26 protein-coding genes and 1 riboswitch are annotated in these 26,218 nt (G+C 46.1%); of the genes, 14 read left to right on the top strand and 12 right to left on the bottom strand.

What is annotated here, in order from left to right; genetic code table 11:
* Positions 1 to 2 precede the first annotated feature (2 nt).
* The 4 genes from ACR6HW_RS06605 to ACR6HW_RS06590 all read left to right on the top strand — a co-directional run bounded on the left by ACR6HW_RS06605 (position 3) and on the right by ACR6HW_RS06590 (position 2,916).
* Positions 3 to 959 (top strand): cation diffusion facilitator family transporter, encoded by a 957-nt coding sequence (locus tag ACR6HW_RS06605; protein ID WP_455730356.1) that lies wholly within the window; start codon positions 3 to 5, stop codon positions 957 to 959.
* 96 nt (positions 960 to 1,055) lie between these two features.
* Positions 1,056 to 1,661 carry a superoxide dismutase gene (locus ACR6HW_RS06600; RefSeq protein WP_455730355.1) on the top strand — a complete coding sequence of 202 codons (606 nt, stop codon included), beginning with the start codon at positions 1,056 to 1,058 and terminating at the stop codon, positions 1,659 to 1,661.
* A gap of 87 nt (positions 1,662 to 1,748) precedes the next feature.
* Positions 1,749 to 2,147 carry a DUF2177 family protein gene (locus ACR6HW_RS06595; protein WP_455730354.1) on the top strand — a complete coding sequence of 133 codons (399 nt, stop codon included), beginning with the start codon at positions 1,749 to 1,751 and terminating at the stop codon, positions 2,145 to 2,147.
* A 13-nt stretch (positions 2,148 to 2,160) separates the two neighbouring features.
* Positions 2,161 to 2,916, top strand: coding sequence for an exodeoxyribonuclease III (locus tag ACR6HW_RS06590; RefSeq protein WP_455730353.1), 756 nt, complete (start codon positions 2,161 to 2,163; stop codon positions 2,914 to 2,916).
* A 63-nt stretch (positions 2,917 to 2,979) separates the two neighbouring features.
* On the opposite strand, the gene ACR6HW_RS06585 is transcribed toward ACR6HW_RS06590, so the two are convergent.
* Genes ACR6HW_RS06585 through ACR6HW_RS06570 form a run of 4 tightly spaced genes read right to left on the bottom strand, consistent with a single transcriptional unit; the run spans position 2,980 to position 5,553 of the window.
* Positions 2,980 to 3,168 (bottom strand): DUF4250 domain-containing protein, encoded by a 189-nt coding sequence (locus tag ACR6HW_RS06585; protein WP_455730352.1) that lies wholly within the window; start codon positions 3,166 to 3,168, stop codon positions 2,980 to 2,982.
* Positions 3,146 to 4,081, bottom strand: coding sequence for a metallophosphoesterase family protein (locus ACR6HW_RS06580; RefSeq protein WP_455730351.1), 936 nt, complete (start codon positions 4,079 to 4,081; stop codon positions 3,146 to 3,148). The genes ACR6HW_RS06585 and ACR6HW_RS06580 overlap by 23 nt, the downstream gene beginning before the upstream one ends.
* A 15-nt stretch (positions 4,082 to 4,096) precedes the next feature.
* Positions 4,097 to 4,981: an ADP-ribosylglycohydrolase family protein gene (locus ACR6HW_RS06575; RefSeq protein WP_455730350.1), complete on the bottom strand. Its 885-nt coding sequence runs from the start codon at positions 4,979 to 4,981 to the stop codon at positions 4,097 to 4,099.
* Positions 4,982 to 5,013: 32 nt separating this feature from the next.
* Entirely contained in the window at positions 5,014 to 5,553 is a 540-nt protein-coding gene (locus ACR6HW_RS06570; protein ID WP_455730349.1) for a cob(I)yrinic acid a,c-diamide adenosyltransferase, read from the bottom strand.
* 166 nt (positions 5,554 to 5,719) lie between these two features.
* Between ACR6HW_RS06570 and ACR6HW_RS06565 the strand changes: the two genes are divergently transcribed.
* Together ACR6HW_RS06565 and ACR6HW_RS06560 are read left to right on the top strand one after the other, a co-directional pair.
* Positions 5,720 to 5,887: a rubredoxin gene (locus tag ACR6HW_RS06565; protein ID WP_455730348.1), complete on the top strand. Its 168-nt coding sequence runs from the start codon at positions 5,720 to 5,722 to the stop codon at positions 5,885 to 5,887.
* 13 nt (positions 5,888 to 5,900) lie between these two features.
* Positions 5,901 to 6,767 carry a hypothetical protein gene (locus ACR6HW_RS06560; protein ID WP_455730347.1) on the top strand — a complete coding sequence of 289 codons (867 nt, stop codon included), beginning with the start codon at positions 5,901 to 5,903 and terminating at the stop codon, positions 6,765 to 6,767.
* A gap of 86 nt (positions 6,768 to 6,853) precedes the next feature.
* Here ACR6HW_RS06560 and ACR6HW_RS06555 read toward each other — a convergent pair whose 3' ends face one another.
* On the bottom strand, positions 6,854 to 7,402 hold the full coding sequence (locus ACR6HW_RS06555) for a biotin transporter BioY (protein ID WP_455730346.1): 549 nt from the start codon (positions 7,400 to 7,402) through the stop codon (positions 6,854 to 6,856).
* Positions 7,403 to 7,556: 154 nt separating this feature from the next.
* Between ACR6HW_RS06555 and ndk the strand changes: the two genes are divergently transcribed.
* Positions 7,557 to 7,967, top strand: coding sequence for a nucleoside-diphosphate kinase (gene ndk, locus ACR6HW_RS06550; RefSeq protein ID WP_455730345.1), 411 nt, complete (start codon positions 7,557 to 7,559; stop codon positions 7,965 to 7,967).
* Here ndk and ACR6HW_RS06545 read toward each other — a convergent pair.
* Positions 7,951 to 9,027, bottom strand: a complete 1,077-nt coding sequence (locus ACR6HW_RS06545; protein WP_455730344.1) for an NAD(P)H-dependent flavin oxidoreductase — start codon at positions 9,025 to 9,027, stop codon at positions 7,951 to 7,953. The two genes, ndk and ACR6HW_RS06545, sit on opposite strands and share 17 nt — an antisense overlap.
* 270 nt (positions 9,028 to 9,297) lie before the next feature.
* Between ACR6HW_RS06545 and ACR6HW_RS06540 the strand changes: the two genes are divergently transcribed.
* The gene (locus ACR6HW_RS06540; RefSeq protein ID WP_455730343.1) at positions 9,298 to 10,323 is read left to right on the top strand and encodes a branched-chain amino acid aminotransferase; all 1,026 of its coding nucleotides are present in this window, start codon (positions 9,298 to 9,300) and stop codon (positions 10,321 to 10,323) included.
* A gap of 167 nt (positions 10,324 to 10,490) precedes the next feature.
* Here the strand turns inward: ACR6HW_RS06540 and cobT are convergent, their stop codons facing one another.
* Positions 10,491 to 11,543, bottom strand: a complete 1,053-nt coding sequence (gene cobT, locus ACR6HW_RS06535) for a nicotinate-nucleotide--dimethylbenzimidazole phosphoribosyltransferase (protein WP_455730342.1) — start codon at positions 11,541 to 11,543, stop codon at positions 10,491 to 10,493.
* Positions 11,544 to 11,674: 131 nt separating this feature from the next.
* Positions 11,675 to 11,850: riboswitch (cobalamin riboswitch) on the bottom strand.
* A gap of 147 nt (positions 11,851 to 11,997) precedes the next feature.
* Here cobT and ACR6HW_RS06530 point away from each other — a divergent pair.
* Positions 11,998 to 13,182: a pyridoxal phosphate-dependent aminotransferase gene (locus ACR6HW_RS06530; protein WP_455730341.1), complete on the top strand. Its 1,185-nt coding sequence runs from the start codon at positions 11,998 to 12,000 to the stop codon at positions 13,180 to 13,182.
* 209 nt (positions 13,183 to 13,391) lie between these two features.
* Positions 13,392 to 13,817, top strand: coding sequence for a hypothetical protein (locus ACR6HW_RS06525; RefSeq protein ID WP_455730340.1), 426 nt, complete (start codon positions 13,392 to 13,394; stop codon positions 13,815 to 13,817).
* Between the two features lie 297 nt (positions 13,818 to 14,114).
* Here ACR6HW_RS06525 and ACR6HW_RS06520 read toward each other — a convergent pair whose 3' ends face one another.
* Positions 14,115 to 15,695, bottom strand: a complete 1,581-nt coding sequence (locus ACR6HW_RS06520; RefSeq protein WP_455730339.1) for a sensor histidine kinase — start codon at positions 15,693 to 15,695, stop codon at positions 14,115 to 14,117.
* The gene (locus ACR6HW_RS06515; protein ID WP_455730338.1) at positions 15,685 to 16,368 is read right to left on the bottom strand and encodes a response regulator transcription factor; all 684 of its coding nucleotides are present in this window, start codon (positions 16,366 to 16,368) and stop codon (positions 15,685 to 15,687) included. The genes ACR6HW_RS06520 and ACR6HW_RS06515 overlap by 11 nt, the downstream gene beginning before the upstream one ends.
* Positions 16,369 to 16,509: 141 nt before the next feature.
* Here ACR6HW_RS06515 and pdxR point away from each other — a divergent pair, with 141 nt between their 5' ends.
* Positions 16,510 to 17,904: a MocR-like pyridoxine biosynthesis transcription factor PdxR gene (pdxR, locus tag ACR6HW_RS06510; protein WP_455730337.1), complete on the top strand. Its 1,395-nt coding sequence runs from the start codon at positions 16,510 to 16,512 to the stop codon at positions 17,902 to 17,904.
* Between the two features lie 73 nt (positions 17,905 to 17,977).
* Here the strand turns inward: pdxR and ACR6HW_RS06505 are convergent, their stop codons facing one another.
* A complete protein-coding gene (locus ACR6HW_RS06505) occupies positions 17,978 to 19,237 on the bottom strand; it encodes a uracil-xanthine permease family protein (protein WP_455730336.1) in 1,260 nt (419 codons plus the stop codon).
* 200 nt (positions 19,238 to 19,437) lie between these two features.
* Positions 19,438 to 21,417, bottom strand: a complete 1,980-nt coding sequence (locus ACR6HW_RS06500; RefSeq protein ID WP_455730335.1) for a methyl-accepting chemotaxis protein — start codon at positions 21,415 to 21,417, stop codon at positions 19,438 to 19,440.
* Between the two features lie 111 nt (positions 21,418 to 21,528).
* Here ACR6HW_RS06500 and ACR6HW_RS06495 point away from each other — a divergent pair, with 111 nt between their 5' ends.
* Positions 21,529 to 22,266 (top strand): acyl-[acyl-carrier-protein] thioesterase, encoded by a 738-nt coding sequence (locus ACR6HW_RS06495; RefSeq protein WP_455730334.1) that lies wholly within the window; start codon positions 21,529 to 21,531, stop codon positions 22,264 to 22,266.
* Here ACR6HW_RS06495 and ACR6HW_RS06490 read toward each other — a convergent pair.
* Positions 22,263 to 23,624, bottom strand: coding sequence for an MATE family efflux transporter (locus ACR6HW_RS06490; protein ID WP_455730333.1), 1,362 nt, complete (start codon positions 23,622 to 23,624; stop codon positions 22,263 to 22,265). The two genes, ACR6HW_RS06495 and ACR6HW_RS06490, sit on opposite strands and share 4 nt — an antisense overlap.
* A gap of 145 nt (positions 23,625 to 23,769) precedes the next feature.
* Here ACR6HW_RS06490 and ACR6HW_RS06485 point away from each other — a divergent pair, with 145 nt between their 5' ends.
* Together ACR6HW_RS06485 and pnpS are read left to right on the top strand one after the other, a co-directional pair.
* Positions 23,770 to 24,474 (top strand): response regulator, encoded by a 705-nt coding sequence (locus ACR6HW_RS06485; protein WP_455730332.1) that lies wholly within the window; start codon positions 23,770 to 23,772, stop codon positions 24,472 to 24,474.
* A 13-nt stretch (positions 24,475 to 24,487) separates the two neighbouring features.
* The gene (gene pnpS / locus ACR6HW_RS06480) at positions 24,488 to 26,215 is read left to right on the top strand and encodes a two-component system histidine kinase PnpS (RefSeq protein WP_455730331.1); all 1,728 of its coding nucleotides are present in this window, start codon (positions 24,488 to 24,490) and stop codon (positions 26,213 to 26,215) included.
* Positions 26,216 to 26,218 lie beyond the last annotated feature (3 nt).

The raw sequence follows: 26,218 nt of genomic DNA, 5'->3' as shown, positions 1-26,218 counted from the left end.
GTATGGACAGTCAACTGTTAAGAGGAAAAGAAGCGCGTCGCATAACGCTTATGGGGTTTTTGGTCAATGCGGTACTGACTTTTATTAAACTCATCGCCGGTTTTGTCGGTAACAGCCAGGCGATGATTGCCGACGGGATTCATTCCCTGTCGGATTTTTTGTCAGATATAGTCGTCCTCATTGGTTTTAAATTTACGGACAAACCGGAGGACCAAGACCATCCATATGGCCACGGCAAGTTTGAAACAGTAGCGACCGTCGTCATTGGCGTCATGCTGTTTTTTGCAGGATTTTCAATCTTAAAATCGGGGATTTCGAGTTTGCACGCATTTATCAAAGGCGATGTTCCCGTCCGTCCCGGTTACATTGCCGTTTTAGCGGCGTTGGCATCTATGGCGGTAAAAGAGGTACTGTTTAGAATAACGTTAAAAGTAGGTACGAGAATTGAGAGCAGTGCTGTGACGGCCAACGCTTGGCACCACAGGTCCGATGTGTACTCGTCTATTGGGACGTTTATCGGGGTGGCAGCGGCAGCAGCATTGGGAAACAAGTGGGCCATACTTGACCCCATTGCCTCTATAGTGGTGAGCTTCTTTATTTTTAAGGTGGGGATAGAAATCTTCATGCCTTCAATGAATGAACTGCTCGAAAAAGGCGTTCCTCAGGAAGAGATGGATTACTTGTACGAGTTGCTTGAAAACAGCGAGGAGGTTATGGCGTATCACGAAGTGCGCGCGCGTAAACTCAGCAACCGTTTTGTCATTGAGTTTCACCTCATGGTGTCACCGGATATGAACATCACAAAGGCGCACGATATAGCGACGTCCATTGAAAATGAGATTCTAGAACACTTTGGTGAAGACAGCATTGTCACCAGCCATATTGAGCCGTACTGTGCGAAAGAAATCGCTTATTACGGCGACAAACACATGAGAGATATTAAAAATTCGTCACAATGAAATGTAAATGATTATTATTATCAATGGGTGGTATACTCCTAATAGATCATTCGTAAAAATTCAATATAGAACAGACAACTATTAGGAGGTTGAATTATGAAATTTACTTTGCCGGAATTAAACTACGACTACAAAGCACTTGAACCACACATTGACGCTCGTACAATGGAAATTCACCATCAAAAACACCATGCGGGATATGTAAATAATTTAAATAACGCCCTTGAATCCCATAGCGATTACAAAGACTGGTCGTTAGAAAAACTGTTGACCACTTTGGAAGAACTTCCTGAGAGCATTCGAACAGCAGTAAAAAACAACGGTGGTGGCCATTACAACCACAGCCTCTTCTGGGAGGGGCTAGTGCCTAATGGAAAACCTATTAGCGCGTCGTTTAAAGCGGTACTGGAATCGACTTTCGGTTCTTATGAAGCGTTTAAAGAGCAATTTAAAAATGCGGCGACCAAGCGCTTTGGAAGCGGCTGGGCGTGGCTTGTAATAAAAGACGGCAAGCTTGAAGTTGTAAGTACGCCAAACCAAGACGCCCCTGTCAGCGACGGCTACAAAGAGTTGTTGGGGCTAGATGTCTGGGAGCACGCGTACTACCTCAATTATCAGAACAGACGTGCAGACTATATCGAAGCGTTTTTTAACGTTATCGATTGGTCTGTCGTTGAATCGCGTTACAACGCCGCTAAGTAACACCTTTGCATAATCAGTTGATAAAAGGGTATAAAGCCATTGGGCTTATACCCTTTTAATCTGTGATAGAATAGTGAGGTGATTAACTTGACAACTTTAAAACAGTTTATTGTGGCCATGGTCGTGTTTCTTGCACTGGACATGTTGTGGCTAGGCGTCGTGGCAAAAAACTTGTACAGTCGCTATCTAGGGCATTTAATGGCGGCGCAAGTCAACTGGTTTGCAGCCATTGCCTTTTACATTTTGTTTGTCATCGGTCTTATATACTTTGTCCTCACGCCGGCACTTTCGAAGGAAAGCTGGCGGCACGCCTTGTTAGCAGGTGCGTTTTATGGTTTAATAACGTATGCCACCTATGACTTAACGAATATGGCGACGATGAAAGATTGGCCGACGGCAATTACTTTTATCGATTTGACATGGGGTGCTGTGCTCTCAGGGGCGACAGCCGTCTTGTCGTATTTTATTTTACAAAAATTATCGTAACAACGGAGGCAGTATGAAATTTATCAATTGGAATGTCAATGGTCTTAGAGCATGCCTAAAAAAAGGCTTTTTAGAGTACTTTGAAGCAGAAGATGCGGATTTCTTCTGTCTTCAAGAGATTAAACTTCAAGAAGGGCAAATTGAGTTGGAACTGGACGGCTACTACCAGTATTGGAATTACGCTGAGAAAAAAGGCTATTCCGGTACCGCTGTGTTTACGAAGCATGAACCGCTTTCTGTGGCGCGAGGGATGGGCATTGAAGCACATGACAAAGAAGGGCGCGTTATCACACTTGAGTACGAGGCCTTTTACCTCGTGACAGTGTACACCCCAAATGCCAAGAGAGAGCTGGAACGTCTCGACTATCGAATGGAATGGGAAGACGATTTCAGAGCTTACTTAAAAACGCTTGAAAAAACTAAGCCGGTGGTGGTTTGTGGCGATTTAAACGTCGCCCATAAGGAGATTGACTTAAAGAACCCTAAAACCAATCGCAAAAATGCCGGCTTTACAGATGAAGAACGCGGTAAAATGACAGCGCTTATTGAAGCGGGGTTCATCGACACGTTTAGACATTTTTATCCAGACGCCGAACACCGGTACTCTTGGTGGTCTTACATGGGCAAGGCGCGTGAACGAAATACGGGGTGGAGAATTGATTATTTCCTCGTTTCGGAAGCGCTCAAACCTCAGTTGTTAAGCGCAGATATCGACGACCAAGTGATGGGCAGTGACCACTGTCCTGTAAAACTGGAGTTGGCGGTTTAAAATTGATATTAACGCAAAAATGCCTCGGCATCTCAAGTAGAGAGATGCGGGGCATTTTTTCAGTTAGCGCTTATGGAATTGATTGCTTTCAGTCTCGTAGTAATACCCGGCGGCATTTAACGGTTTTTCAACTTTATCTGGTGAGAGGTTCATGTCATCGTAAAGCGCTTCTAGCGTCGGGTAAAAGTCTCGCAGTTTCATGTTGATGACACCGATGAGCAGATGGGGGTCATGGGGTAGTGGGAATTCCATTGGAAGCTCCTTTCTTATCGACAGGGTACATAAACTGAGTGAGAGGTTTAGGGCCGCGAATAACGCGTCGCCTTATTTTCAGTCTGCCGTCTTCATCGGGAACGATGCGCCATTCTATAAAACTAATGGCACCGTTTTCTATCTCCAGTCCGGTTATGTTGCGCGGGTGGATACAGCAACCGGTGTTGAAGTAAGGCAGTTCATTGTCTCGAGGGTATTTGGGACGGTGGGTATGACCGACGATCAGCATCTTTTTGTACTGTCGAATAAACTTAGAGTAGTTTTTCTCTATTTTATGACGCTTGTGGGCATTCTTTGCCGGGCTCGCCGGATTTTTAAGACCAATAATGTGAAAGTAGCGCCAGAAATGTCGGTTTAAAAATTTCATAATCGGCCAAATTTGGTCGTTGATAAAATCCCCTTGATGGCCGTGAACGACGAATATTTCACTGCCTGTGCCGGCTTCTTCGAGAACGACAGACTCGTAGACTTCTATACCGGGAAACAAGACGTTGAAAAACGACTCGTACTCATCGTAAAAATGGAAGAGGTTCTTCTCAATGTAATTGGGTTTTTTAAAAGCGGCGTTGTGATTGCCGTAGAGCATAATAAAGCGGTTGTCGTCAAAGAATTTTCTCAGCAGCATGTAGACGTCGCTGTGTGCGTAGCGAATGACTTCAAATTTGCTGTGTTCCCATAACTCGTCACCGTCTCCGACTTCTATATAGGTAAACCCCTCTTTGTAATAATGCTGAAGCGCATAGTAGTAGAGATTTTGATTGTGTGCAAATTCATCAGAAAGGCTGTTGTCCCCTCGGTGCACATCGCTAAAAAATATAAACTTGCTGTTGGGATCAAACGTTACGCGGTGTGCGCCGTCGTACGCACTGAGCAAACGTTTCATTGTGAACATAGAATCACCTCTTTGTTAGAGTGTTTGGTGTTTGGTAAAGGATAAAATGGGCTCATAGGCTGTGAGCGATGTTATGAGTTTACTGCTAATCGATTCGCTTGTCAAATACGCGCCGAGTACCATGCCGATGTAGAGGCCTCTCGAAGCGGAGTCGCCTCCTGCAAGTAGATTTTCTTTCATCGCAGCGGCAAAATTGTTCTTATTCTTTAGTAGAATTAATAAGGTGCTCGGAAAAGCGTATTGGCAGGAGCAACTTTGACCGATATCTTTGACGGCGTCGACTGTAGGCGCATTGATTCTGTTCAGAACATTTTCATAGTGTTGTTTGACCAGCGGGAAATCGCCTACAAGGGTCTCTAGTGACTTTTCGAAATCGTGTCCGATGACAATCTCTTGTATCCACTTAACCGTGAACTCGGCGATTTGAAGGAGCTGAGGGTCATTGTGCGTCATTTGAACGTAGGATTTGACGAACTGCAAGAGCTTCGTGTCGTCGAAATGGTAGTAGAGGAGGGGCGCAAGGGTCGAGACCCCTGATAAGTCATCGGATACGGCACCGATATGGCATTTGGCATCGAGTTGTTCGAGAGATTCTTTAGAGGCTCGATCCATGTAGCCGTTGTAGTGCTTCATGTAGTTGATCCAGTGATTCTGAAAGACTTGAATGTTGAACCCTTCGTTGGATGCGATGCTTTTAAGGAGTAGGAGACTTTGGTCACCGTAATGGGTAAAGTCTCCTGCATTTTTTTCTGCGTGAAAGAGGCTGGCCGTCGGTTCTTCGTAGTGGTCGACCTGTCCGAACTCCAAGGCTATTTTTTCCGTGTCATAGACCCAGTGCAAATTCAGGGCCAGTGCATCACCGATAAATGAGCCGAAAAGCATCCCGTTAAGTCGTTTCATACGTAACGCCTCCTTTTTTAAAACAGTGGAGCTTATTTGATAAACTCCACGCGGTGTAATTCAGTTTCTGAGTATCTGGCAAGTGTGTAAAGCGTGTCTGAAAGCCTGTTGACATACTTGACGAGTTCCGCTCTTAGCGGCGCTTCTTCAGAGAGCGTCAATATACGGCGCTCAGCGCGTCTACACACAGTTCTGGAAATATGCAATGCGGCACAAAAGTGGTTACTGCCCGGGATGATAAACTGGAAAACTTCGTCTCTGTTCATTAGATCGAGGTAGTGGTCGATGATTTGCTCGAGCCACTCGATGTCTTTTTCAGTTACGCGTTCGGGGAACTGATCGCCTTTTTCAGTGGCGAGTTCACCGGCAACGTTGAAAAGTGATCGCTGGATTTTAAATAATATTTGACGAATGTCGTCGTCCTCGCAGTAAGTTCGGGCAAATCCAATGTTGGAGTTGAGTTCGTCTACAGTGCCGTAGCTCTCCACTCGAGTTGAATTTTTATCGACACGTGTGCCGTCGTACAAACTCGTTTGTCCTTTGTCACCTGTTTTTGTGTATATTTTAATCATAATTAAACCTCCGAAATTGATTGTAATGTATTCATCTTTTACCCGAAAAAACATCAAATTCCCTAATTTATAAAAAGAAAATGTGAAAGTTTTTTTATAGGTGGTATAATAAGAATAAGCGAACAGAGAGTCTCTGTTCGAATTGACGTAATGAATGGAGGTAAAAATGGAAGTTTACAAATGTACAGTCTGCGGTTACTTTTACAAGCCGGAAAGGGGCGATTGGATGAGTGGTATTCCCAAAAACACGCCTTTTGATGAAGTTCCGGAAGACTGGCGCTGCCCGTCGTGCAATCAGCCGAAGATGGCATTTGTTCCAGTAGCCTCTAAATAGTAGGGAGGTAAATATGACCAAAACGTACAGTTGCATCACAGATTATTTCGAATCAACATACGATTTAAACAGCATCCAGACATTACCCATAACCGACAAATTCAGACTGATTCAATACATCAAGCTCGTGGGAAGTGCCAGCGATGTCGCTAGAGAAAAAGACATAGCAGCGATAACAAAATCGCCGTATTATGAAATGGACCCGACCTTTCACCTGCTCATCTCGTTAATCGCCTCGGGGATCAGTGAAGAAATCGTCTCAGAAGTCGTCGACTCTTACGCGCATCATTTTGGCGACAGTGCCGTCTTCAGAGCCAAATTGATTATACTGGGCTCAGGGGCCTTGATGATTCAGCGAGGCATTGATACAGAGAGTATTTTGAGTTATCTCGTATCCCTACTGGGCAACGCTTTCTTAAAAGACAATTACGAGCGCATCTACCGGGAAAAAGATGCCCTCGATTTAACCGGTGATAACATTATCGACATTAAATACAGAGATTTCGACTACACGTACCGAAAGCTCAAATACGACTTACTCGCTTTACTTAAAATGCGCCGGGAACTAGGGTATGACAAGGTTAAAGAAATTGTATTTTCACAATACGATAACACAGAGCTCCGATTCTACTTCAAACTCTTAGACCTTAAAAACAAACCGATCAGTGAGCATCTTTACTGCAAACTGATGAAGGACTCGCCTAAAATGGACCGTTTCCTTCTAACGGCGGTACGGTGCATTCTCGATGAAATGAGCATCGTCGAGACACATTACTTGCTCAATGCCGTCATTGGGAAATACACGCGATTTGATAAGCCGTACAGTGAAGTCATCGAGGAAATCAGACAGCGCGAAACCGAAATTTTATCAGTAGCGTAGACGTACAAAACTAAAAAACTCTAAAATAAAAAATCAGTTGTTCAAAGCGAACAACTGATTTTTATTTGTTGTGTGTGGTCTCAAAGTTATTGTGCACCATTCAACTGAACTTTAAGGCGTCTTCTAACAGGTCTGGCAAGCGCCACGGCGATACCCATTTTGATGAGGTCCAGTGGAATATAGGGCAACGACCCTATTTTCAAGGCTTTTACAAAATCGATGTCCAGATTAACGGCCAAGTGAACCGTTCCGATTAAATAAATTATGGCGAGGCCGACGAGCATGGCGCCCACGTCGTAAACAAGGTGCCTTTCCTTGGATTTTTCTATCAAATAGCCCGATGCAAAAGCGCCGATGACAAAGCCGATGAGGTAACCCCCCGTCGGTCCGGCAATTATGCCAATACCACCTGCACCACCAGAAAAAACAGGGAGCCCCAAAGCGCCGAGCAGCACATAAACCAAAACAGACAAAGCGCCGAGTTTGGCCCCTAGAAGAGCGGCACACAAAAAGACGCCAAGGGTTTGCAAGGTGATTGGCACCGGTGAAAAGGGCAGTGGAATAGGCGGAATTGCCGCAAGGACGACGATAATAGCTGCAAAAAGTGCAACAACTGTAAGTTCTCTAGTCTTCATAATTCACTCCTTATAGATTGGTATTCGCTAATAGTATAAGGGGATGACGGTCGATTGTCAACTTTGAATTTGCTTAGGTTAACCAAAAAGTTGTTAGTATCGTCGATTACGGGGTAGAAAAATTGAAAACCCATGAAAAATGAGGAGGTTAACAGTGGCGGGGAAAAAAGCAGAGAAGACATTGGTATTGATTAAACCGGATGCTGTCAAGCGCGGGCTTATAGGTACGATTATTCATCGGTATGAAGCGGCTGGACTTGAAATTGAAAAAATGAAGTGGACGGTACCATCGGAAACCGTATTAAAAGAGCATTACGCTGAACATATCGACAAGCCATTCTATGGTGATCTGTCGGCGTTTATGCAATCGGGACCCGTAGTCGCCATGGTGCTTTCCGGCAATGAAGCAGTGGCGCGCGTGAGGCAAATCAACGGCGCCACCGATTTTAAAAAAGCGGACTGCGGCAGTATAAGGGGGCATTACGGCTGTGACATCACCGAGAATCTGGTTCACGGTTCCGACAGCGTGTACAGTGCCCAAAGAGAAATTAGAGTGTGGTTCTAGCCGCCTCTTGTACGAGGGTTGACATAAGCGCTTCCACAGAGACGATTTCTTTGACTTTGTGAACGTTCTTACCGGCGAAGAAAAGACCGGTGTCCACATGACCGTTTACCGCTTCAATAAGCGCGTTTGAAATACAATAAGGGGTGGTCTTGGGGTCGCATGTTCTCAGACAATCGACGCAGTAACGAATAGGAGGCTTTATGCCTTCTTTTAATTTGCCGATTAAAGGGGTGACAATGGCGCGTCCTGGCATACCCACAGGGCTGATAATAATCTCAGTATCAGTTGCCTTTGCAGACACGTAGAGCTTTTTAAAGTTCTCATGTGCGTCGCATTCGTGTGTGGCGACAAAACGCGTGGCCATCTGTACACCTGAGGCGCCGGCATGAATGGCTTCTGCAATGTCCTTGCCGTCGAAGATGCCCCCGGCGACGATAATCGGTATTTTTTTATGGTATTTTTCTTCGTAGGGGGTTAAAATTTTCTTGATTTCTTCAATGCACATCTTGTAATTGTATGTTTCTTCTTGGAGCTCTTTGAGCTTAAAACCGAGGTGCCCTCCGGCCTCAATGCCCTCTAGAACAATGGCATCTGGAACGGTTTGGTAGTTGCGGTCCCATACTTTAGTCAAGAGTGCGCAGGCCTTGGCAGAAGAAACAATAGGCGCGAGTTTAGTGGCGCTGTTTTTGACAAATGCCGGGAGTTCCGTGGGGAGTCCAGCACCTGAAACGATGAGATCGACACCTTCTTTAACTGCGGTCACAACGTGTTCTGCATAGGCGTTCATCGCCACCATAAAGTTGACGCCGAGCACGCCGTTCTTTGTCTTTTCTTTTGCCTTTATAATTTCGCGCTTGAGGGCGCGCAGATTGGCTTCGAGTCTGTTGGTTTTAAAGTCGCTTTCCGCGTACCCGAGATTGACGCCGGAGAGCACGCCGAGACCGCCTGCATTGGTAACGGCGCTGGCGAGACCCGACCGCGTGACGCCGATACCCATGGCACCTAAAACAATAGGGTAGCGCACAGAAAGTGTGCCGATGGTCAAACTTTTCAAATTCATATAGAGCCTCCATATCGTGTATATACAGCCATCATACAGCGATTGAACAGAGCGGGCAACAAGGGTCTTTGAAATGCTATAAATTTGTTATAAAGGTTTTATATTTGTACATCGCACTGGTAAATTGTCTGAGACTATTATATAATAGCTGTGGGTAACCTTTTTCCAAGAAAGCGTTTTACACAAAACCGTCGGCTAGTGAAACGCCGATGGGTCAAGCGCCCGGCGGCAACATGTCGTACGGGCAAAAAAGTGAAAGGAGCTTGGAAGATGAAAAAGCAAGTCGATATCGATTGGAACAATTTGGGGTTTGGCTATTATAAGACGGACCTACGCTATGTGTCAATCTGGAAAGATGGCGCATGGGACGAAGGCAAATTGGTAGAGGACAACATGATTTCTATTAGTGAAGCCTCTACGGCGATTCACTATGGACAGCAGTGTTTTGAAGGTCTAAAGGCCTATAGAACACCAAGCGGAGAAATTCAGTTGTTCAGACCTGATGAAAATGGCAAGCGTCTTAACAGAAGCTGTCGCCGTATTTTAATGCCTGAAGTTCCAGTTGATAAATTTATTGATGCTTGTATGCAAGTTGTTAAAGCAAATGAACACTTTGTACCGCCATACGGCACCGGCGCGTCTTTATACCTTCGACCATATGTAATTGGCGTTGGACATAACCTCGGCGTTAAACCGGCACCGGAATTCATGTTTGGTATCTTCTGTGTACCGGTTGGCGCATATTTTAAAGGCGGCATGTCACCGGTTAACTTTATGATTGCGGATATGGACAGAGCTGCACCACACGGTACAGGCGCTGCAAAAGTTGGCGGTAACTATGCGGGAAGCTTATTGCCTCATGAAGAAGCTGTTCAAAGAGGCTTCGCAGATTGTATTTATTTAGATCCTGCAACACACACTAAAATTGAAGAAGTCGGTGCGGCAAACTTCTTTGGTATTACAAAAGACAATAAATTTGTGACGCCAAAATCACCGTCAATCTTGCCGAGTATCACCAAGTACTCATTAATGCACTTGGCGGAGCACTACTTAAAAATGACTGTTGAAGAACGCGACTGCCGTGTAGACGGACTCGACGAGTTTATCGAAGCTGGCGCCTGCGGTACTGCAGCTGTTATTTCACCTATCGGCGGCATTGAAGTCGGCGGCAAACTTCACGTCTTCCACAGCGAAACAGAAGTTGGCCCTGTGACTAAGAAGCTTTACGATACGCTCGTAGGTATCCAATTCGGAGAAGTAGAGGCACCTGAAGGTTGGATTTACAAAGTTAAATAGAGCCTAAAAGAGACAGCTTATTGAATTGAAACTGACCCCTTATCTGAAGGACTTATAAGTCTTTCAGAATAAGCGGTCAGTTTTTTTAGTTGCTTTGTATAAGTTTTAAATTAGTAGCTGGGGTTAAATGACGCGTCTCTGTACCGCCTTTAGTAAGCGCCGGTACACTAGACGACGCCAAACCCCGCTTCTTCAAAGGTAATCATATGGGCATTCATTGCACACGCGGCTTGAAAGGCGTTAAAGGCCATTATGGCGCCACTCCCTTCCCCCAGCCTCATGTTGAGGTCGAGAAACGGTTTTAGGCCAAGGCGCTCAGTTGCAAGCGCCGCCCCTTTTTCAAGGGAAACATGAGAGGCAAAGAGGTACTCTTTGACTTTCGGCTCCAGTGCACAGGCGACAAGCGCTGCCACTGTGGAGATGTACCCGTCGATAACCACGGGGACTTTAAGCTGGGCGCCACCGAGCATGACGCCGGCCATTCCTGCAATATCTAAGCCCCCGACTTTTGAAAGGACGTCTAGCGCATCCGTGGGATCCGGTGTGTTCCTCAGCAGAGCGCGTTTAATAACTTGCGCCTTGTGGGGAATCAGATGTTCGGGGAAGTTCGCGCCCATACCTGTGAGCACTTCAGGCGATTCACCAGTTAAAACAGATAAAATAGCTGTGGAAGGTGTGGTGTTGCCAATGCCCATTTCCCCTGTGCCCAATAGGTGAGCCCCATTTTCGACGGCAGTATGTGCCATTTCAATGCCGACTTCCAAGGCTTTTATGGCTTCAGTTCTCGTCATCGCAGCAGTTTGCGTCATGTTGGCAGTCCCGTATTTGATTTTTCGATTGATAATGGCATCGTAGGGCACCTTCTCGGAGTTGATTCCGATATCTACGGTATAGAGTCGGCTGCCAAATGCTTTGGTGAGTGCGCCTATTCCTGTAAGGCCTTTGGTCATATTAATGGCTTGCATGAGTGTCACCGGCTGAGGTGCCGAGGCGACGTGTTCTTCGCAAACACCGTGATCCCCGCACATAACGATTACAGCGGTGTGTTCAATTCGTGGAAAAGGCGTCCGCATAATGCCCGACAGGCGAACGGCGATTTCCTCTATTGTCCCCATAGAGCCTTGAGGTTTAATCAATTGGTCGACGCGAGCTCTCACGTGCGCCGCCATTTCCAAATCTACAGACTCAATTTGTTTTAAACAGTTGTTTAGTGTATACATATTATACGCCCCTTTATATGAATTACAAATACGCGCGGCTTATTAGCACGTCGACGCCCTTTGGAGAAAGACAGGGGTCTCACTAAAAAAAGCCCACTACCCCCTTTGGGGGCAATGGGCTTTACCGTCGCTCAATTTGCCGATAATAGGCAGGTCTCCTGGCTCAGCGTCTCCGAGGGGGTACGCCTTCCCGCCCGAGGGCAGTGGCATCGTGTACACCTTCTACGCAACACAGTGATGGGTTCGCTTAGGCTCGTCCTAATTCCCTATTCTCCTCAGTTGAGGCACCTAGTATCATAGCAATTTTATAGGAAAACAAAACCGCTGTCAAGCGCAAGTTCTCCACAAAGGGTTGTTAAAAAATTTTAAACGGTACAAAAAAATTGCAAAACCCGGAATTCATGTTATAATGAAAGCAAATGCATTGTAGCGAAAATATAAGGAGGGCGTTGATATGATTTCAAAAGTCATTCAAGAAAATTTACAAAATGCATCATGGATTAGAAAGATGTTCGTCGAAGGCGCAAAATTAAAAGCGGCTTATGGCGAAGACAATGTATACGACTACAGTTTGGGCAATCCATATTTTGAACCCCCAAAATCCGTTATCGATAAATTAAAAGAAGTGGTCAATGCCGATGAACCCGGCGCGCACCGCTATATGGACAACGCAGGTTATAAAGAAGTTCGTCAAAAAGTAGCGAACTCAATTAATAAAGATATTGAAAAGCCAATTGGCAGCGAACACGTCTTAATGACTGTCGGAGCGGCAGGCGGTATCAACGTCGTCCTGAGAACCATCTTAGATTTTGGACAAGAAGTCATTATCATTGCGCCTTACTTTGCGGAATACAACTTCTACATTAAAAATCACAACGGCGTCCCAGTGGTCGTCAAAGCAGATGACAAAACATTTGAACCGGACTTAGGCGCCTTTGAAGCGGCGATTACAGAAAAGACCCGTGCGGTAATGATCAATTCGCCAAACAATCCGACGGGTGTGATTTACTCAGAGGCCCTACTCAAAGAGATGGCCGCTATCGTAAAGAAAAAAGAAAATGAATACGGCCACGCCATCTACGTCTTATCAGATGAGCCGTACAAAGCCCTTGTGTACGAAGGTCACAAGGTGCCGAATATCCATAACATCTTTGAAAATTCCATTATCGTCAACTCGTATTCAAAATCTCTCGGTCTCGCAGGAGAGCGCATTGGTTATATTGCAGTGAACAGCAAAATTGCAGACGTCGAGCTTTTAATGAGCGGTCTCGCATTTGCCAACAGAACGCTGGGATTTGTCAACGCACCGGCTCTTTGGCAGAAAGTAACTGCTGACGCCATTGATGAAACTGTGGATATTCAAGAATATCAGACGAGAAGAGACTTGCTTTACAAGCATTTGGTAGACCTCGGCTTTGAAATCGTCAAACCGGACGGCGCCTTCTATTTCTTCCCGAAAGCGCTTTGCGAAGACGATGTCGAGTTCGTTATGGAAGCGAAAAAGCACAACATTCTACTCGTTCCAGGAAGTGGTTTTGGCTACCCGGGACACTTTAGAATTTCTTATTGCGTGGATTTAGAGATGATCCACCGCTCGTTACCTGCTTTTGAAAAGTTGGCAGCAACTTATAAAAAATAGAGGTTTTACCTTCTAGCATGATGATTTTATAGCAACTTAATAAAAGAATTCACTATCAAAGAACCGGCACAATTTTGAAAAGAAGTTGTGCCGTTTTTTTGTTGTGAACGAGACAATAACGAGATATGGCACCAGATGATGTATTTAGTAGAAACTTAGAGACGTATAGGGGATGAAATGTATGTTGACTTAGAGAGAAGGAGGGGCAAATGAAAAAGGCGATTTTGCTGTTGATTGGGAGTATTCCGTTTTTCCTAGGGAGTTTTATAAATGTCTTGGCGACAGATATCTTTTATGAACATGTGCTGCCTTATAAAGGGATTGGCATCGCTTTTCTAATCGCTTGGTTCTTTGTTGGACGGTTTTCGAATAAACTCGTTGAAAATAAAAAGTCGGCGTTTCTTATCGGCAACGCAATGGCCTTTGCGGTGCTGCTGTTGCTTTTGTACCAAGTGGTTATTTTGGGACATTATTGGTCAAACGTCGTAGGTGTCGCAACTCAATTTTATTATTTACCACTTGTCGGGTTGATGGCTTTGTTTGCGAGAATCTCCACGGCATTGGTGTATGGTGTTTCATTTTTAGCAATGTGTGCTGTATTTTATTGTGGCGCACATAAAGCAAGTGATTCTTAATCGCGGGGATTGCCATAAGCAGCTGTCGTTCGTGTGATTGCTGTAGACAAAGAGTTGCCGGACAAGTACCGTTGGCATATCGAAAAAATAGCAGGAGCCCGTTTTTTAAAGGGGCTTTAGGCTTTTTTGGGGGGCATAGTAACGGCGCCGACGTTGTGCGTCGAGAGCACATTAAAAAACAAAGACCATCGTTAGAGACGGGTCTTTGTTTCAGATGAGGTTTAGAGTATGCGCACTGTTCGAAAAACTATTGCTTTTTCGTGCGCTTGAAACAGCTTTCACAACATAAACTGAAGGTTAAGTCTTTGGAAAAACGCATTTCATCACCGTGCCCTTGCCTTCTTGACTTTCAATCTGAAGGTAGCCGTGGTGCACTTTTAAAAGTGCGTTGACAATGGAGAGGCCGAGGCCTGTGCCGCCAGTCGTGCGGTTGCGGTCGGCACTTACCCTGTAAAAGCGGTTGGTGAGCAGTGGCAGTTCTGCACTGGGAATCCCGGGGCCAAAGTCCACCACTGCGATGACGAGGGTATCCTTCTCCTCGTAAGTGCGTATGTGTATGTCCGATTCCGGTGCGTATTTAACCGCATTTTCTATGAGGGCGCGCATAATTTGCTTCAGCAACTCGCCGTCGCCGTAGAGACCGTCTTTGTATTGCATTTGAAAGATGAAATCTCGGTCTTTGTAGATCTTCTGGCACTCGTACTTGAGTTTCTTCATAAAGAGAAGCAAGTCGATTTCTTCGAGATTGGCAGTTAAGCGGTTGTTTTCGAGCCGCGCAATTAAGAGGAGGCGTTCCACCAACTGGTTCATATTTTTAGCTTCGTCTTCTATAGCGCTCAGAGATTCCGCAAGCAATTCCGGGTCGTCCTTGCCGATATTTTTCAAAAGGTCTGTGTACCCTAAGATGATTGTCAAGGGGATTCGAAGCTCGTGGGAGGCGTCTGATACAAAGCGCTGCTGCGTGTTAAACGACTTTTCTAAGTTGTCGAGCATTAAGTTGAGGCTTTTAATCAGCGTATCGACTTCATCGTTGGAACCACTAGTGGGAATGCGGTAGTTAAGGGTCTCGTTGTCGATGCTTTGCGAGATGTAAGAGAGATCCACTAGCGGTCGGAGCGCCCGTTTGGTTAAAGCTTTTCCGAAGAAAAAGATGATAAAAACACTGATGGTGCTCCCCAGTATCAGCGCCGTCCTCAAGCTGGTTAAAAAACTCAGGTCCAGTTGCGGCGTCAAAAAGAGCGTGATAAACACGGTGTCACCGTCTTCAAAGCCCATTCTTAGCGTGCTGTACCACAGATCTTCTTTTCCGATGCGTATGGATTGAACGGCACTGCTCATGCCGGCATTAGGCAACGGTAAAGTGCCTGTAAAGACGTTCTTGTAGTCAAAGCCGTCAAAACTGTGTAAAATATCAAACTTTAAAAACGCATGGGGAAAAGTATCGCCAATGAGGCGTTCACCATAAGTGGTGACGAGGTTCATATTTTTAATCTCAAAAGGTACATAGGGCTGCAGACGGTCTTTGTAGTAGTTGGGATCGTAGTAATACGAGTTCAACGTCGAGTTATCGTGGATGAATAGGATGAACTGTGAGCTTTCAAATAAGCGAATTTCCGAAAGCGTTTGGCTGATTTTATGAATTTTTTCTTTGGGTTCTTCACCTTCAAAAAGCGCTTTGTCCTGAGCGAGGTATTCGTTAATCTGCCGTTGCTTGTCGAGGAGCTCATCGCGATTTTTCATAAAGATAAATTGCTTGGTTAGTAGAGAAACCAAAAAGTAGATGAGCATGAGCAAGGTCACAAACAAAATCAGATTGGTTATGGCGATACGCGTCGTCAGTTTAAAGCGTCTGAAGCGCTGGTAAATTTTATTTAACAACGTATCCGCGTCCTCTCACTGTATGAATCAATTTGCGTTCGTAAGGGCGGTCAACTTTATCGCGTAGGTATTTGATGTAGACGTCGACAATGTTGAGGCCACCAAAGTAATCGTATCCCCAAACGTGGTTGAGAATTTGCTCTCGGCTTAAAACAATCTCTTTGTTGAGTACCAAATAGTTGAGCAAATCAAACTCCGTTTTAGAGAGGGTAATCAATTGGTCTTGACGATACACTTCAAAAGTGGTGGTGTTGATTTTGAGGTCTAAAAAAGCCAAAGCGTTTTCGCTGGCATTTGCTTTTGATGGCTTGACAGTCTTCCTGATATTGGCGCGTATTCTCGCGTGAAGCTCTTCGAAGATGAAGGGTTTTGTCACGTAGTCATCGGCACCGGAATCGAGTCCGGTGATGACATCGCCGATATCGTCTTTGGCGGTGAGCATAATAACCTTGATGTCGGGGTAGAGCGTTTTTATTTCTCGGCAAGCTTCTATACCGTCCATGACGGGCATCATCACATCGAGTAAAACGAGGTCAAAAGATTCGTGCGCCAGGCATTCCAGAGCCCGCTTGCCGTTGTCGACTACCGTGGTATCGTACCCGACGTGTTTGAGCTGTAAATCGATGATTCGGCTGATTTTACTTTCGTCTTCAGCAATCAATATTTTTTCCATAAGATCTCCTATAAGTTGTTGATATGGCTCTAATATATCAAAAAAAACGCCGAATCACAACAAATGTTGTCTACAGGTGCGTCATAGGGTATAATTGACCTAAGAAAAATGCCTAATTAATCCAGTATCGGAGGGACAGAAATGACAGGATGGCTGATACCGATTGACGAAAAGAGCAACCGGCCGAAGTATGTACAGATTTACGACTTTATAAGAGAGGAGATTTTAAAAGGCACTCTCGAAAAGGGGCTAAAACTCCCTTCTATTCGCGCTATGTCCGACACGCTCGGGGTGAGCAAATCGACAATAGAAAGCGCCTACAACCAACTGGTTGTCGAGGGGTACATTGAAAGTCGTATTAAAAGCGGGTATTATGTCAACGCCTTGGAACGCTACGACATCTCTTGGTTTAAAAGTGAACGCACTCAACCGTCTGCCGTCGTACCGAAGCGCTTAGAAATGCGCACTGACGGCATAGAAGAAGAGAGCTTTCCGTTTAACGAATGGAAAAAAGTGACCAATCGCGTTCTGGAATACCGTACCCACGACCTGCTCACTTATGGTGATGGGCAAGGGGAGTATGCGCTGAGACAGGAAATTGCCAAGTTTATTCACACGACCCGCGGCGGTGTCTGCACGCCGGAACAAATTGTCGTAGGGGCGGGGATACAGTATTTGTTCGGTTTAATTGCGACGATGTTTGACGCAAAGTCCGATGAAATTGCCTTTGAGTACCCGGGATTTTCCAAAGGCTTGTACATCTTTCAGGACTACGGTTACACCACGCACCGCGTGCCGGTGTACGCCGACGGCATCGATGTCAAAGAGCTTGAAAAGTTGCCTGTTAAAATGGTTTATGTATCGCCGTCACATCAGTATCCAACGGGAAGCGTCATGCCGATACAAAAGCGCTTTCATCTACTGGAGTGGGCCGCTAAAAACCGGTCGTACGTTATAGAAGACGACTACGACAGCCTTTTGAGGTACGAGGGACATCCGGTTCCGGCACTTCAGGGCCTCAGCAAAGGGCTGGGGGTCATCTATGTCGGCTCCTTTTCAAAGCTGCTGACACCGGCTCTTAGAATCAGTTTTATGGTGTTGCCGGACAGCTTATTAGATGCGTATCATGCGATAAAAGGGCGCTACTCGCAGTCGGTCTCAAAAATCGAACAATTGACTCTGGCGCAGTTTATGCAAGAGGGGTATTTCGACAAGCATATCCGCCGCATCCGCAAGCACTATGCGCGTAAAAACAGTTTGTTGGTGGAAGCGTTTAAAGGGTACGACAGCGAGGACTTTACACTGGTGGGAAAAGAATCCGGTCTACACGTTGTGCTGGCCTTTAAGCGGGGAACCGACGTAGAAGGGCTGCTCGCCGAAGCGCGGGAGAGAGGGCTGACGTTGGAGGGGGCGGACAATTACCTCGACAGCGGTATCTTGGTTTTCCCGTACAGCGGTATTCCCGACGATGCCATTGAAAAGAGTGTTGAAACACTTGTGCGTATTGCCAATCGCTTTTCTGTGAACAGCCTTTAAATACACCCGACATAAAAACGCCCTCTCGCTATTTGACTTGCGAGAGGGCGTTTGTTATTATGAGTTTCCGATATTACGCGGTTTCTTGAGCAGGTGCTTTAAAGTTGAGAACTGCGTTGAGCAAGATGCCGACGAGGGCTGCCAAACTCAAGTCTGAAAGTGCCACAGCAGTCCCTGGAATAGCGAGTGTCGGTGCAATAGCCGGTGCGTACGCCGGTGTGAGACCGATAAAAAGAATCGTCGCTATAATCAGGCTGTTCTTGATATTAAATTTAACCGCACTGGTTCTAATGGTGTTCACGCCGACAATGGCAATCATTGAAAAGAGCATAAAGCTGATGCCGCCGATGATTGCTGTAGGAATAGAGGCGAGAACGCCGCCGATTTTACCCACGAGGCTGAGAACAATGGCGAAGACCGCTGCAATTCTTAGAACACCGGGGTTGTAGTTCTTAGTCAGTGCCAAAACCCCTGTGTTTTCACCGTAAGTCGTGTTCGCCGGGCCACCGATAAATCCTGCGAAAATCGTTGCGATACCGTCTCCGAGAAGCGTTCTGTGAAGACCGGGGTCTGCGATAAAGTTTTTCCCGACCACGGTGCCGTTCGTGGTGATATCGCCGATGTGCTCCATAAAGACGGCGATAACGACCGGCGCGATTATAAAGATGGCTTCAAGGCTGAATTTTGGCAGTGTGAATGCCGGCAGTCCGAAGGTTTTGGCACCGGTGATGGCCGTGTAATCAATTGCGCCTATTGCCGCGGCAATGCTGTAGCTGACGACGATGGCAATGAGGATGGCCAGTTGCTTGACAAAGCCTTTACCGAATAAGTTGATTACAAGTGCTGTTCCAAGGGCGATGCCCGCCAGTAAAAATTGGCTGCTGGCCATGCCGTAAGCAACTGGAATCAGCTTCAAACCGATGACCACAATCATGGGACCGACTACCTGAGCCGGTAAAAAGCGTCGGATGGTTTCGACGCGGACAAAGCGTACAGCAATCGACATCAGCACATAAATAAGACCCGCGACAATCATACCGCCTTGTGCATAGGCCAGATCGCCACCGGACATCTCTTTTACTTGTATAATAAGTGGAATAAATGCAAATGAAGAACCTAAGAAAACCGGAACTTTGAAGTTGGTGCAAAAGTGGAAAATTAAGGTGCCGACACCGGCGCTGAAGAGTGCAACCGATGGGTTGAATCCAGTTAGAATGGGAACGAGTACCGTTGCGCCAAACATGGCAATAAGATGTTGAAGGCCTAAAATAAAATTCCTTGCATCTTTTAGTGTTGACGTCGTCGGTGACTGGACGTATGCGTTTGTAGACATAAAAAAACCTCCCCTAAAGTGAATAATAGTTGGGAGAAGATTGGGATCTTCTCTTCTTAGCCTCACAGGACCAAATTAAAAAGCATCGACTATGCAATTTGTTCTAAAAAACTATACCACAAACCTTTGGGCAGTTCAAGTTGTTTTTTTGAAACTAAAAGCGTCCGTCGAGGATTTTGACGGACGCTTTTGTAAAGTCTCTACACTTTGAATTTCTGAATTCTGCCCATAAGCTCTTGTGCAATTAGCGAAAGGCTTTCGCTTGAATTGGCGATTTCCTCGATAGACGCGGCTTGTTCTTCAACGGACGCCGCGGATTCTTCTGTACCAGCTGCGTTGAGTTGTGCAATTTCCGACAGCCTGCTGACAATGTCGTGAAGGTCTGTGCGATTGCTTTCCATATGGTGAACGGCACCTTCTGTTTCACCAATCATAGCGTCTACGCTTTCAATGCTTTCAGAAATGTTGTTGAAGTCACCTTCGGTCTTTCGAATGCCCACCACTTGCTTTTGAATAATGTCGTGGACATGTGTCATCGTCTCAACAGAAGCGTTGGAGTTGACTTGAAGTGTTCTAAGCATGTCGCTGATTTCTTTAGCAGATTGGGTCGATTGTTCGGCAAGTTTTCTGATTTCTTCTGCGACAACAGAAAAGCCTCTGCCTGCTTCACCGGCTCTGGCGGCTTCAATAGCCGCGTTAAGCGCCAATAAGTTCGTTTGCTCGGCGATGCTTTCAATCAGCTGGTTGGCCTCGCCAATGCGCTTGGAGCTTTCATTGGTTTCATGTGTCGTCTTGCGTATGGAGTCGATGGCGGTGATGGTTTCTCCACTGTGACTGGTAAGCGCTTCAATGCTGCTTAAGCCGGAGGTTTTGTGTTCATTTAACAAAGTCAATTGATTTTTGATTTCGGCTATATTGGCGGTGACCCCTTGGATGGTTTCGCTGAGAACACGGGTCTTCTCGACGCCTTTTTCAGTTTCATGCGATTGCTCCAGAGCGCTTTCGGCTATGTCTTGTACAGCTCTTGCCACTTCATCTGCTGCTGCAGACGACTGCTCTGTCGTCGCCGTGAGCTCCTGTGAGGTCGAGGCGATGGTTTGTGCGTTGTCATTTACTGTGAGAATAAGGGCCCTCAAGCCTTCGACCATTTCGTTAAAAGCGCCGGCCAATGTACCGATTTCGTCTTTTTGCTTCAGTTGCATCAGTTCAACTTGTAGGTTGCCACGAGCAATTTTTCCGGCTTCATTGGACAGGTGTGCGATGGGTTTGACCACCTGTTTGCTAATGGTGCGCGATGCGTAGGTGATGATGCCGATGGCGATCAATATGCAGAAAGCTTCGAAAATAATCCCAGTTAAAATTTTACGATTGATGGCCGCCATGGAGTAGGTGATGTGGTAAGCACCGATAATGTCGTCGCCGACAGGTTCAGTGATGGGAATAAAATAGGCCAGTTCTGACCAAGTGGTAATGGCGTGACGTTCACCGTTTAACGCGCGTTGAAGATTTGACTGGAGGTCTTCTGGAAGCTCGGAGATAAGGCGCTGTGCATCTTCTGACGTCGCTGTGGTAAAGGTGCGTTTTTCAGTGCTGTAGATGTCGATATCCGAAACCGTCGTCTGTTTAATCTGCTGGAAAAGGGCGTCGGAAAAGCCCACTTGCATGGTGCCGATGACAGCGTCGTAACGGATAATGGGGACAAAACCGCGGATAGCTATCCCCGAGGAGCCCATTTCAGTACCGGCCACTTTTTCGCCGTTCAGCGCTGCGGCTATTGATCCGTTGTCAGACTTATCGTCGCCGTTTTTCTCGGGGTTGTGTGCCCGGTAAAACACCTTCCCGTCGGCACCGCCGACCTCGAGAACTTGCATCCCCATGCTTTGTGACAGTTCCGCATAGATGGGGTCCAATGTGCGCTTTACCATAGTCAGGTTGCCCTGATCCAGTGAAAAAACGACGTTTTCATCTTGTGCCAAGGTAATGGCGAGACCCTCTGCGTCGTTTATTCTGCCTTCGACAAGTGTCTCTGTCAGATAGACAACTTTTTCGAGATCTTCCTTGGCAAAGTCTCTCTGTTGTTTGATTTGAGTAAAAGTGAGGTACCCTAGGGCACCGGTTACCACCAATAAAATGGCGATAAAAATCGCCCTAAGTCGTGACGCAATGCTTTTAAATTTCATATTTACCCTCCAAATGAATGCAGTTCTCCTCCAATGGGATTGACGTTTACACTGCGACAGCATAGTGATATGATAAATATATCTTACGAACAATCGACATTGGAGGTACTTATGAATCGCCGTTATGCCTATGAATACACTTTAAAAACCTGTGATTTCGATGCGTTTAAGCATTTGAAACCCACAGCGTTGCTCTATCACTTACAAGACATATCTACGAGACACTTTGAATCTGTTATCGGCAAGCGCGATGAAGGTTTTTGGGTCATCGTCGCATGGGACATAGAAGTATATACCCTAAAAGTCGGTCTCGAAAAAGTAAAAGTGATTACAGAACCTCTGTTTTTTAGGAAGTTTGTCGCCTACAGACGGTATGAAGTCTATGCTGAGGACGGTAGATTGATTGCGTCGGGTACGAGCAAGTGGGCTTACCTTCACAAAACGACCCGTGCACCTCAGACGATTCCGAAGGCGTTCAGCGAGCGCTTCGGCATAGAAGAACATGTTAAGCCGAAGGCGTACAAAGTTGTAAAACCCGACGCACAAGCGGTGATTGCCAGCAACCACCATTTTAATGTCGTCTATTCGGATATCGACATCAACCAGCACGTCAACAACGTCGTTTATCTGCGCTGGGCAATTGATGCGTTGATGCACCTTACTTACGAAGACTTCCATACCAGAAGCCTCTGCGGGCTACACATTCGCTACCAAAAAGAGATGCACGAAAACAGCAGACCGAGCGTCAGTACACAAATGCACGCGCTCGGTCAAAGGCAAGGGGTTTATCAAGTTGTCGCCAATGAACGCGGGGAGACTTGTGTTGAAATCTCCACAGAATGGGCTTAGCCTACGATGTTCTTAGCCCATTTGTTCGATCGTATTCTCGGGAATCCCAGGATGGCCTTTGCCACTTCTTCAAAAGAAACGAGTCCGACGACGACGTAGACGGGCAACTTCCAAACCACAGAGCCAAAGAAGGCCATGGTGACGCCGATGCCCCAGACACAGCCCATTTCAATGAGCATGGAGAACAACGTGTCGCCGCCACTTCTCAGTGTACCGATAATCACAATGGTGTTGTAAAATCTAAACGGCATAAACAGCGCCATAACGCTCAGCGTTTTAATGGTGTTTAGGGTCGAAACTTCTGTGAGGTTGTAGAGCGCCTTAACCATTGGCGGTGAAAGCACGATAATCAGCACGCCGACCACGGCCCCGGCCAAGACGCCAAGTGTGAGAAACTTCTTGTTGAAGTCGACGGCTTTTTCAATGTTGTTCTCACCTAAAATGTTGCCGATCATAATGGCAGAGGCGTTGCCGAGTCCAAAACAGAGCACCATGAAAAGGCTGCTGACGGTGTCTGAAATCATGACAGTCGCCGTGGCATCGGTGCCTATTTTGGCGTAAAAATAAGCGTAGGCGGTAACGCCGAGCGCCCAAAAGGTCTCATTTAAGATGACGGGCAAGGTTTTAATCATCAGCTCTTTAATCAACGCCTTCGGCACAGAGAAGAAATCTTTTATGCGAATGGCGAGTTCTGGGGTCGACCGGTAGATGTGTGTGACAATTATGGTCACTTCGACTGATCGAGCGATAAGTGTCGCAATAGCGGCACCTTTGACCCCCATGGGCTCAAATCCCAGATAACCGAAAATCAGCACCCAGTTCAGCACCGTATTAATCCCCAGCGAAATTGCGCTGGCGTACATAGGCAATTTGGGTTTTCCGATACTTCGCGACGACGCGCCGTAGGCAAAGCTAATGGCGGTGGTGAGAAAGCTTAAACAGACGATTTGAAGGTATTGGCTTCCAAGCGTAATAACTTCCGGGTCGTCAGAAAGCAAATCCAGCACTGCGCGCGGTGCAATAAAAGACAAAAGAAAAAAGGCACTGCTGAGTATTAAACTGAAGCCCAAGGCTAGAGCGAGGACATTCTTAATGCGCTGGGTGTCTTTTTTACCCCAGTACTGCGCAATAAAGATACTGGCGCCGCTGTTGGCTCCAAAGAGCATTAGCGTCATTAAAAAGAATACTTTGTTAGCGAGTCCAACGGCGGCAATGGGCGCTTCGCCCAACCGTCCGATCATAACGTTGTCCACAAGGTTAAGAGATGAAGAAATCAGGTTTTGAACGGTGATAGGTAGCATAATTGTCAGCAAGAGGGTATAGAATTCTTTGTTGTTGCGAATGCGTAAATCGGTCATATGCAAACCTCCTCTATTGTATAAATTTTAGCATCAGATTCTATTATACATGATTTTAACCAATAGCCAACATAAACTTAACATCCAACTGCCAAAGATGCGTTAAAATAAGGTAAAGAAAACATAAAGGAAGGATGCGTTCAAAATGAGCAAACAAAAAATACTGGTTGTAGATGATGAAATTCATATTTTGGAACTTCTAAAATACAATTTAGAAAGCAATGGGTTCGAGGTGGTTGAAGCGGAAACCGGCGAAGCCGCTGTAGAGATTCTTAAAACTTGTGCAGTCGATGCCGTGATTTTAGACTTAATGCTGCCGGGAATCGATGGCATTGAAGTGCTCCGTCAAATTCGGCAGTCACTTAACCCGCTGCTCCCCGTAATGATGCTGACTGCAAAAAACGAGGAAATCGATGCGGTCATCGGTTTGGAGATGGGGGCAGATGACTATATAGGAAAGCCTTTTCGCACACGAGAGCTGATTTCCCGTATAAAGTCGGTGCTGAGGCGCTCTAAGGCACGGGTGGAGACGGCGTCTGAAGCCGCTGTGGATGAGATACAAAAAGAGGGGCTGTCCATCAGCGTCAAAACCCATCAAATTTTTAAAAATGGTGAAGAGATTTTTCTGACATTGAAGGAATTTGAACTCCTCGAAAAATTGATGAAGTCTCCTGGAAGAGTATTTACCCGAGACGAACTGCTTGAAACCATATGGGGGTACGATTATATGGGGGAAACGCGCACAGTGGACGTCCACGTGCGACAACTGCGCAAAAAAGTAGAAGACGACGATAAAAATCCGAGACTGATTCTCACCGTTAGAGGCATCGGCTATAAGTTTAAAGGGTAATAGGAGGGCTTTTATGAGAAAGAAAATCATCGGTTCTCACATCGCTTTAATCCTCCTTATGGCGCTGGGGTTTGTCTGGATAATTCAAGGGGCGCTCAACCGCTCCATGGAGGGGCAATACGAGCGTCAATTGGTCAACGAAACCGTTATGGCGCGTTCTTTATACCGCGCCGGCACCGATTGGTCTTTGGAAGCTTTTGCTGAAAAAGTCAATCGAGAAACAGGGGCAAGGGTGACGCTAATCGGCTTCGATGGAGCCGTTCTCGTCGATACGGAGAAAAACCCCAGTGAAATGGACAACCACAAACTCAGAGATGAAATTAAAGAGAGTGTTTTAACTAACGATGTGGCTGTAGCAACCCGTTACAGCGAGACCATTGAGGTCGACCACATGTATGTCGCAGTGCCTATTGAAGGGGCTTTCATCCTGCGTTTGTCCATGCCTCTGGTTGAAATTAAACAGCTCAATGGACAAATTTTCAATTACGCGATTATCGCCATCGTCATCGCCACCTTAGTAGCGACACTGCTGGCTGTTTTTACAACTAAAAAGATTACCGACCCTATCTACACCTTGACCAGGGCAGCGGAAGAAATTCAAAACGGACATTACGGGAAGAAAATTTACAGCAGTTCAAAAGATCAGATCGGACGGCTGACAGAAGCGTTTAATGCCATGAGTCTCAATTTAAAGGACACCATGACCGAACTCCAAAATCGAAATATCGAGTTAGAAAGCATTCTCAACAGCATGATTAACGGCGTAATCGCCATCGACGGTGAGAAAAACATCCTGCTCATCAACCCATCGTGTTATGAAATATTGGGTCTGGACAGCACCTATGTCAAACAGGGTGATTCCATGTATAAAATCGTTAGAAATGATGAGATCGCTTCCCTTGTGGAAGCGTCCATAGAAGCAGGGCAGTCGCAAGTAAAGGAAATTCACTACGCACATCTGGATAAAGTTTTGAGAATTTTCGTCAATCCCGTGCGCTCTACAGAGGGCAATACCATCGGAAGCATTCTCGTGGTACAAGACGTCACGCAGATGCGAAAGCTCGAACAGATGCGCAGTGACTTCGTCTCCAATGTTTCTCACGAGTTGAAGACGCCGCTGACCAGTATCAAAGGGTTTGTCGAGACACTTAAAAACGGTGCGCTTCAAAATGAAGAGACTGCGAAGCGCTTTCTCGAGATTATTGAAATAGAAAGCGATAGGCTTTATCGCTTGATTAACGACATTTTGTCGCTGTCTGAAATAGAAAAAATGGCGCATGAACGAGATGTTTCCAGTGTGTATATGAAAGAGTTGATTCAAGAGGTTGTAGATATCCTGAGTCTGTCGGCAGAGGAAAAAGGCATTGAGCTCAAGTACCGTGTAGAGGGGGAACTCACAATGAGCGGGAGCCGAGATCGATTAAAGCAGTTGCTCATCAATCTCGTAGACAACGCTATTAAGTACACTGAGACCGGTTACGTGGAAATCACTGCTAAAAAAACACCGCAGGGGCTGGTCTTACGTGTAAAAGACACCGGTATGGGGTTTGACGCTTCACATAAAGAGCGCTTGTTTGAACGCTTTTACAGAGTAGACAAAGGGCGAAGCCGCAACAAGGGCGGCACGGGGTTAGGCCTTTCCATAGTGAAGCATATTGTATTGCTTTACAACGGCCAGATTTACGTAGAAAGCACGCCAAATGAAGGCACACAATTTGAGATTGTTTTTAAAGACATTTAAAAG

The organism is Fusibacter sp. JL298sf-3 (genome assembly GCF_053842995.1).
This window is presented reverse-complemented; position numbering and strand designations above follow the sequence as displayed.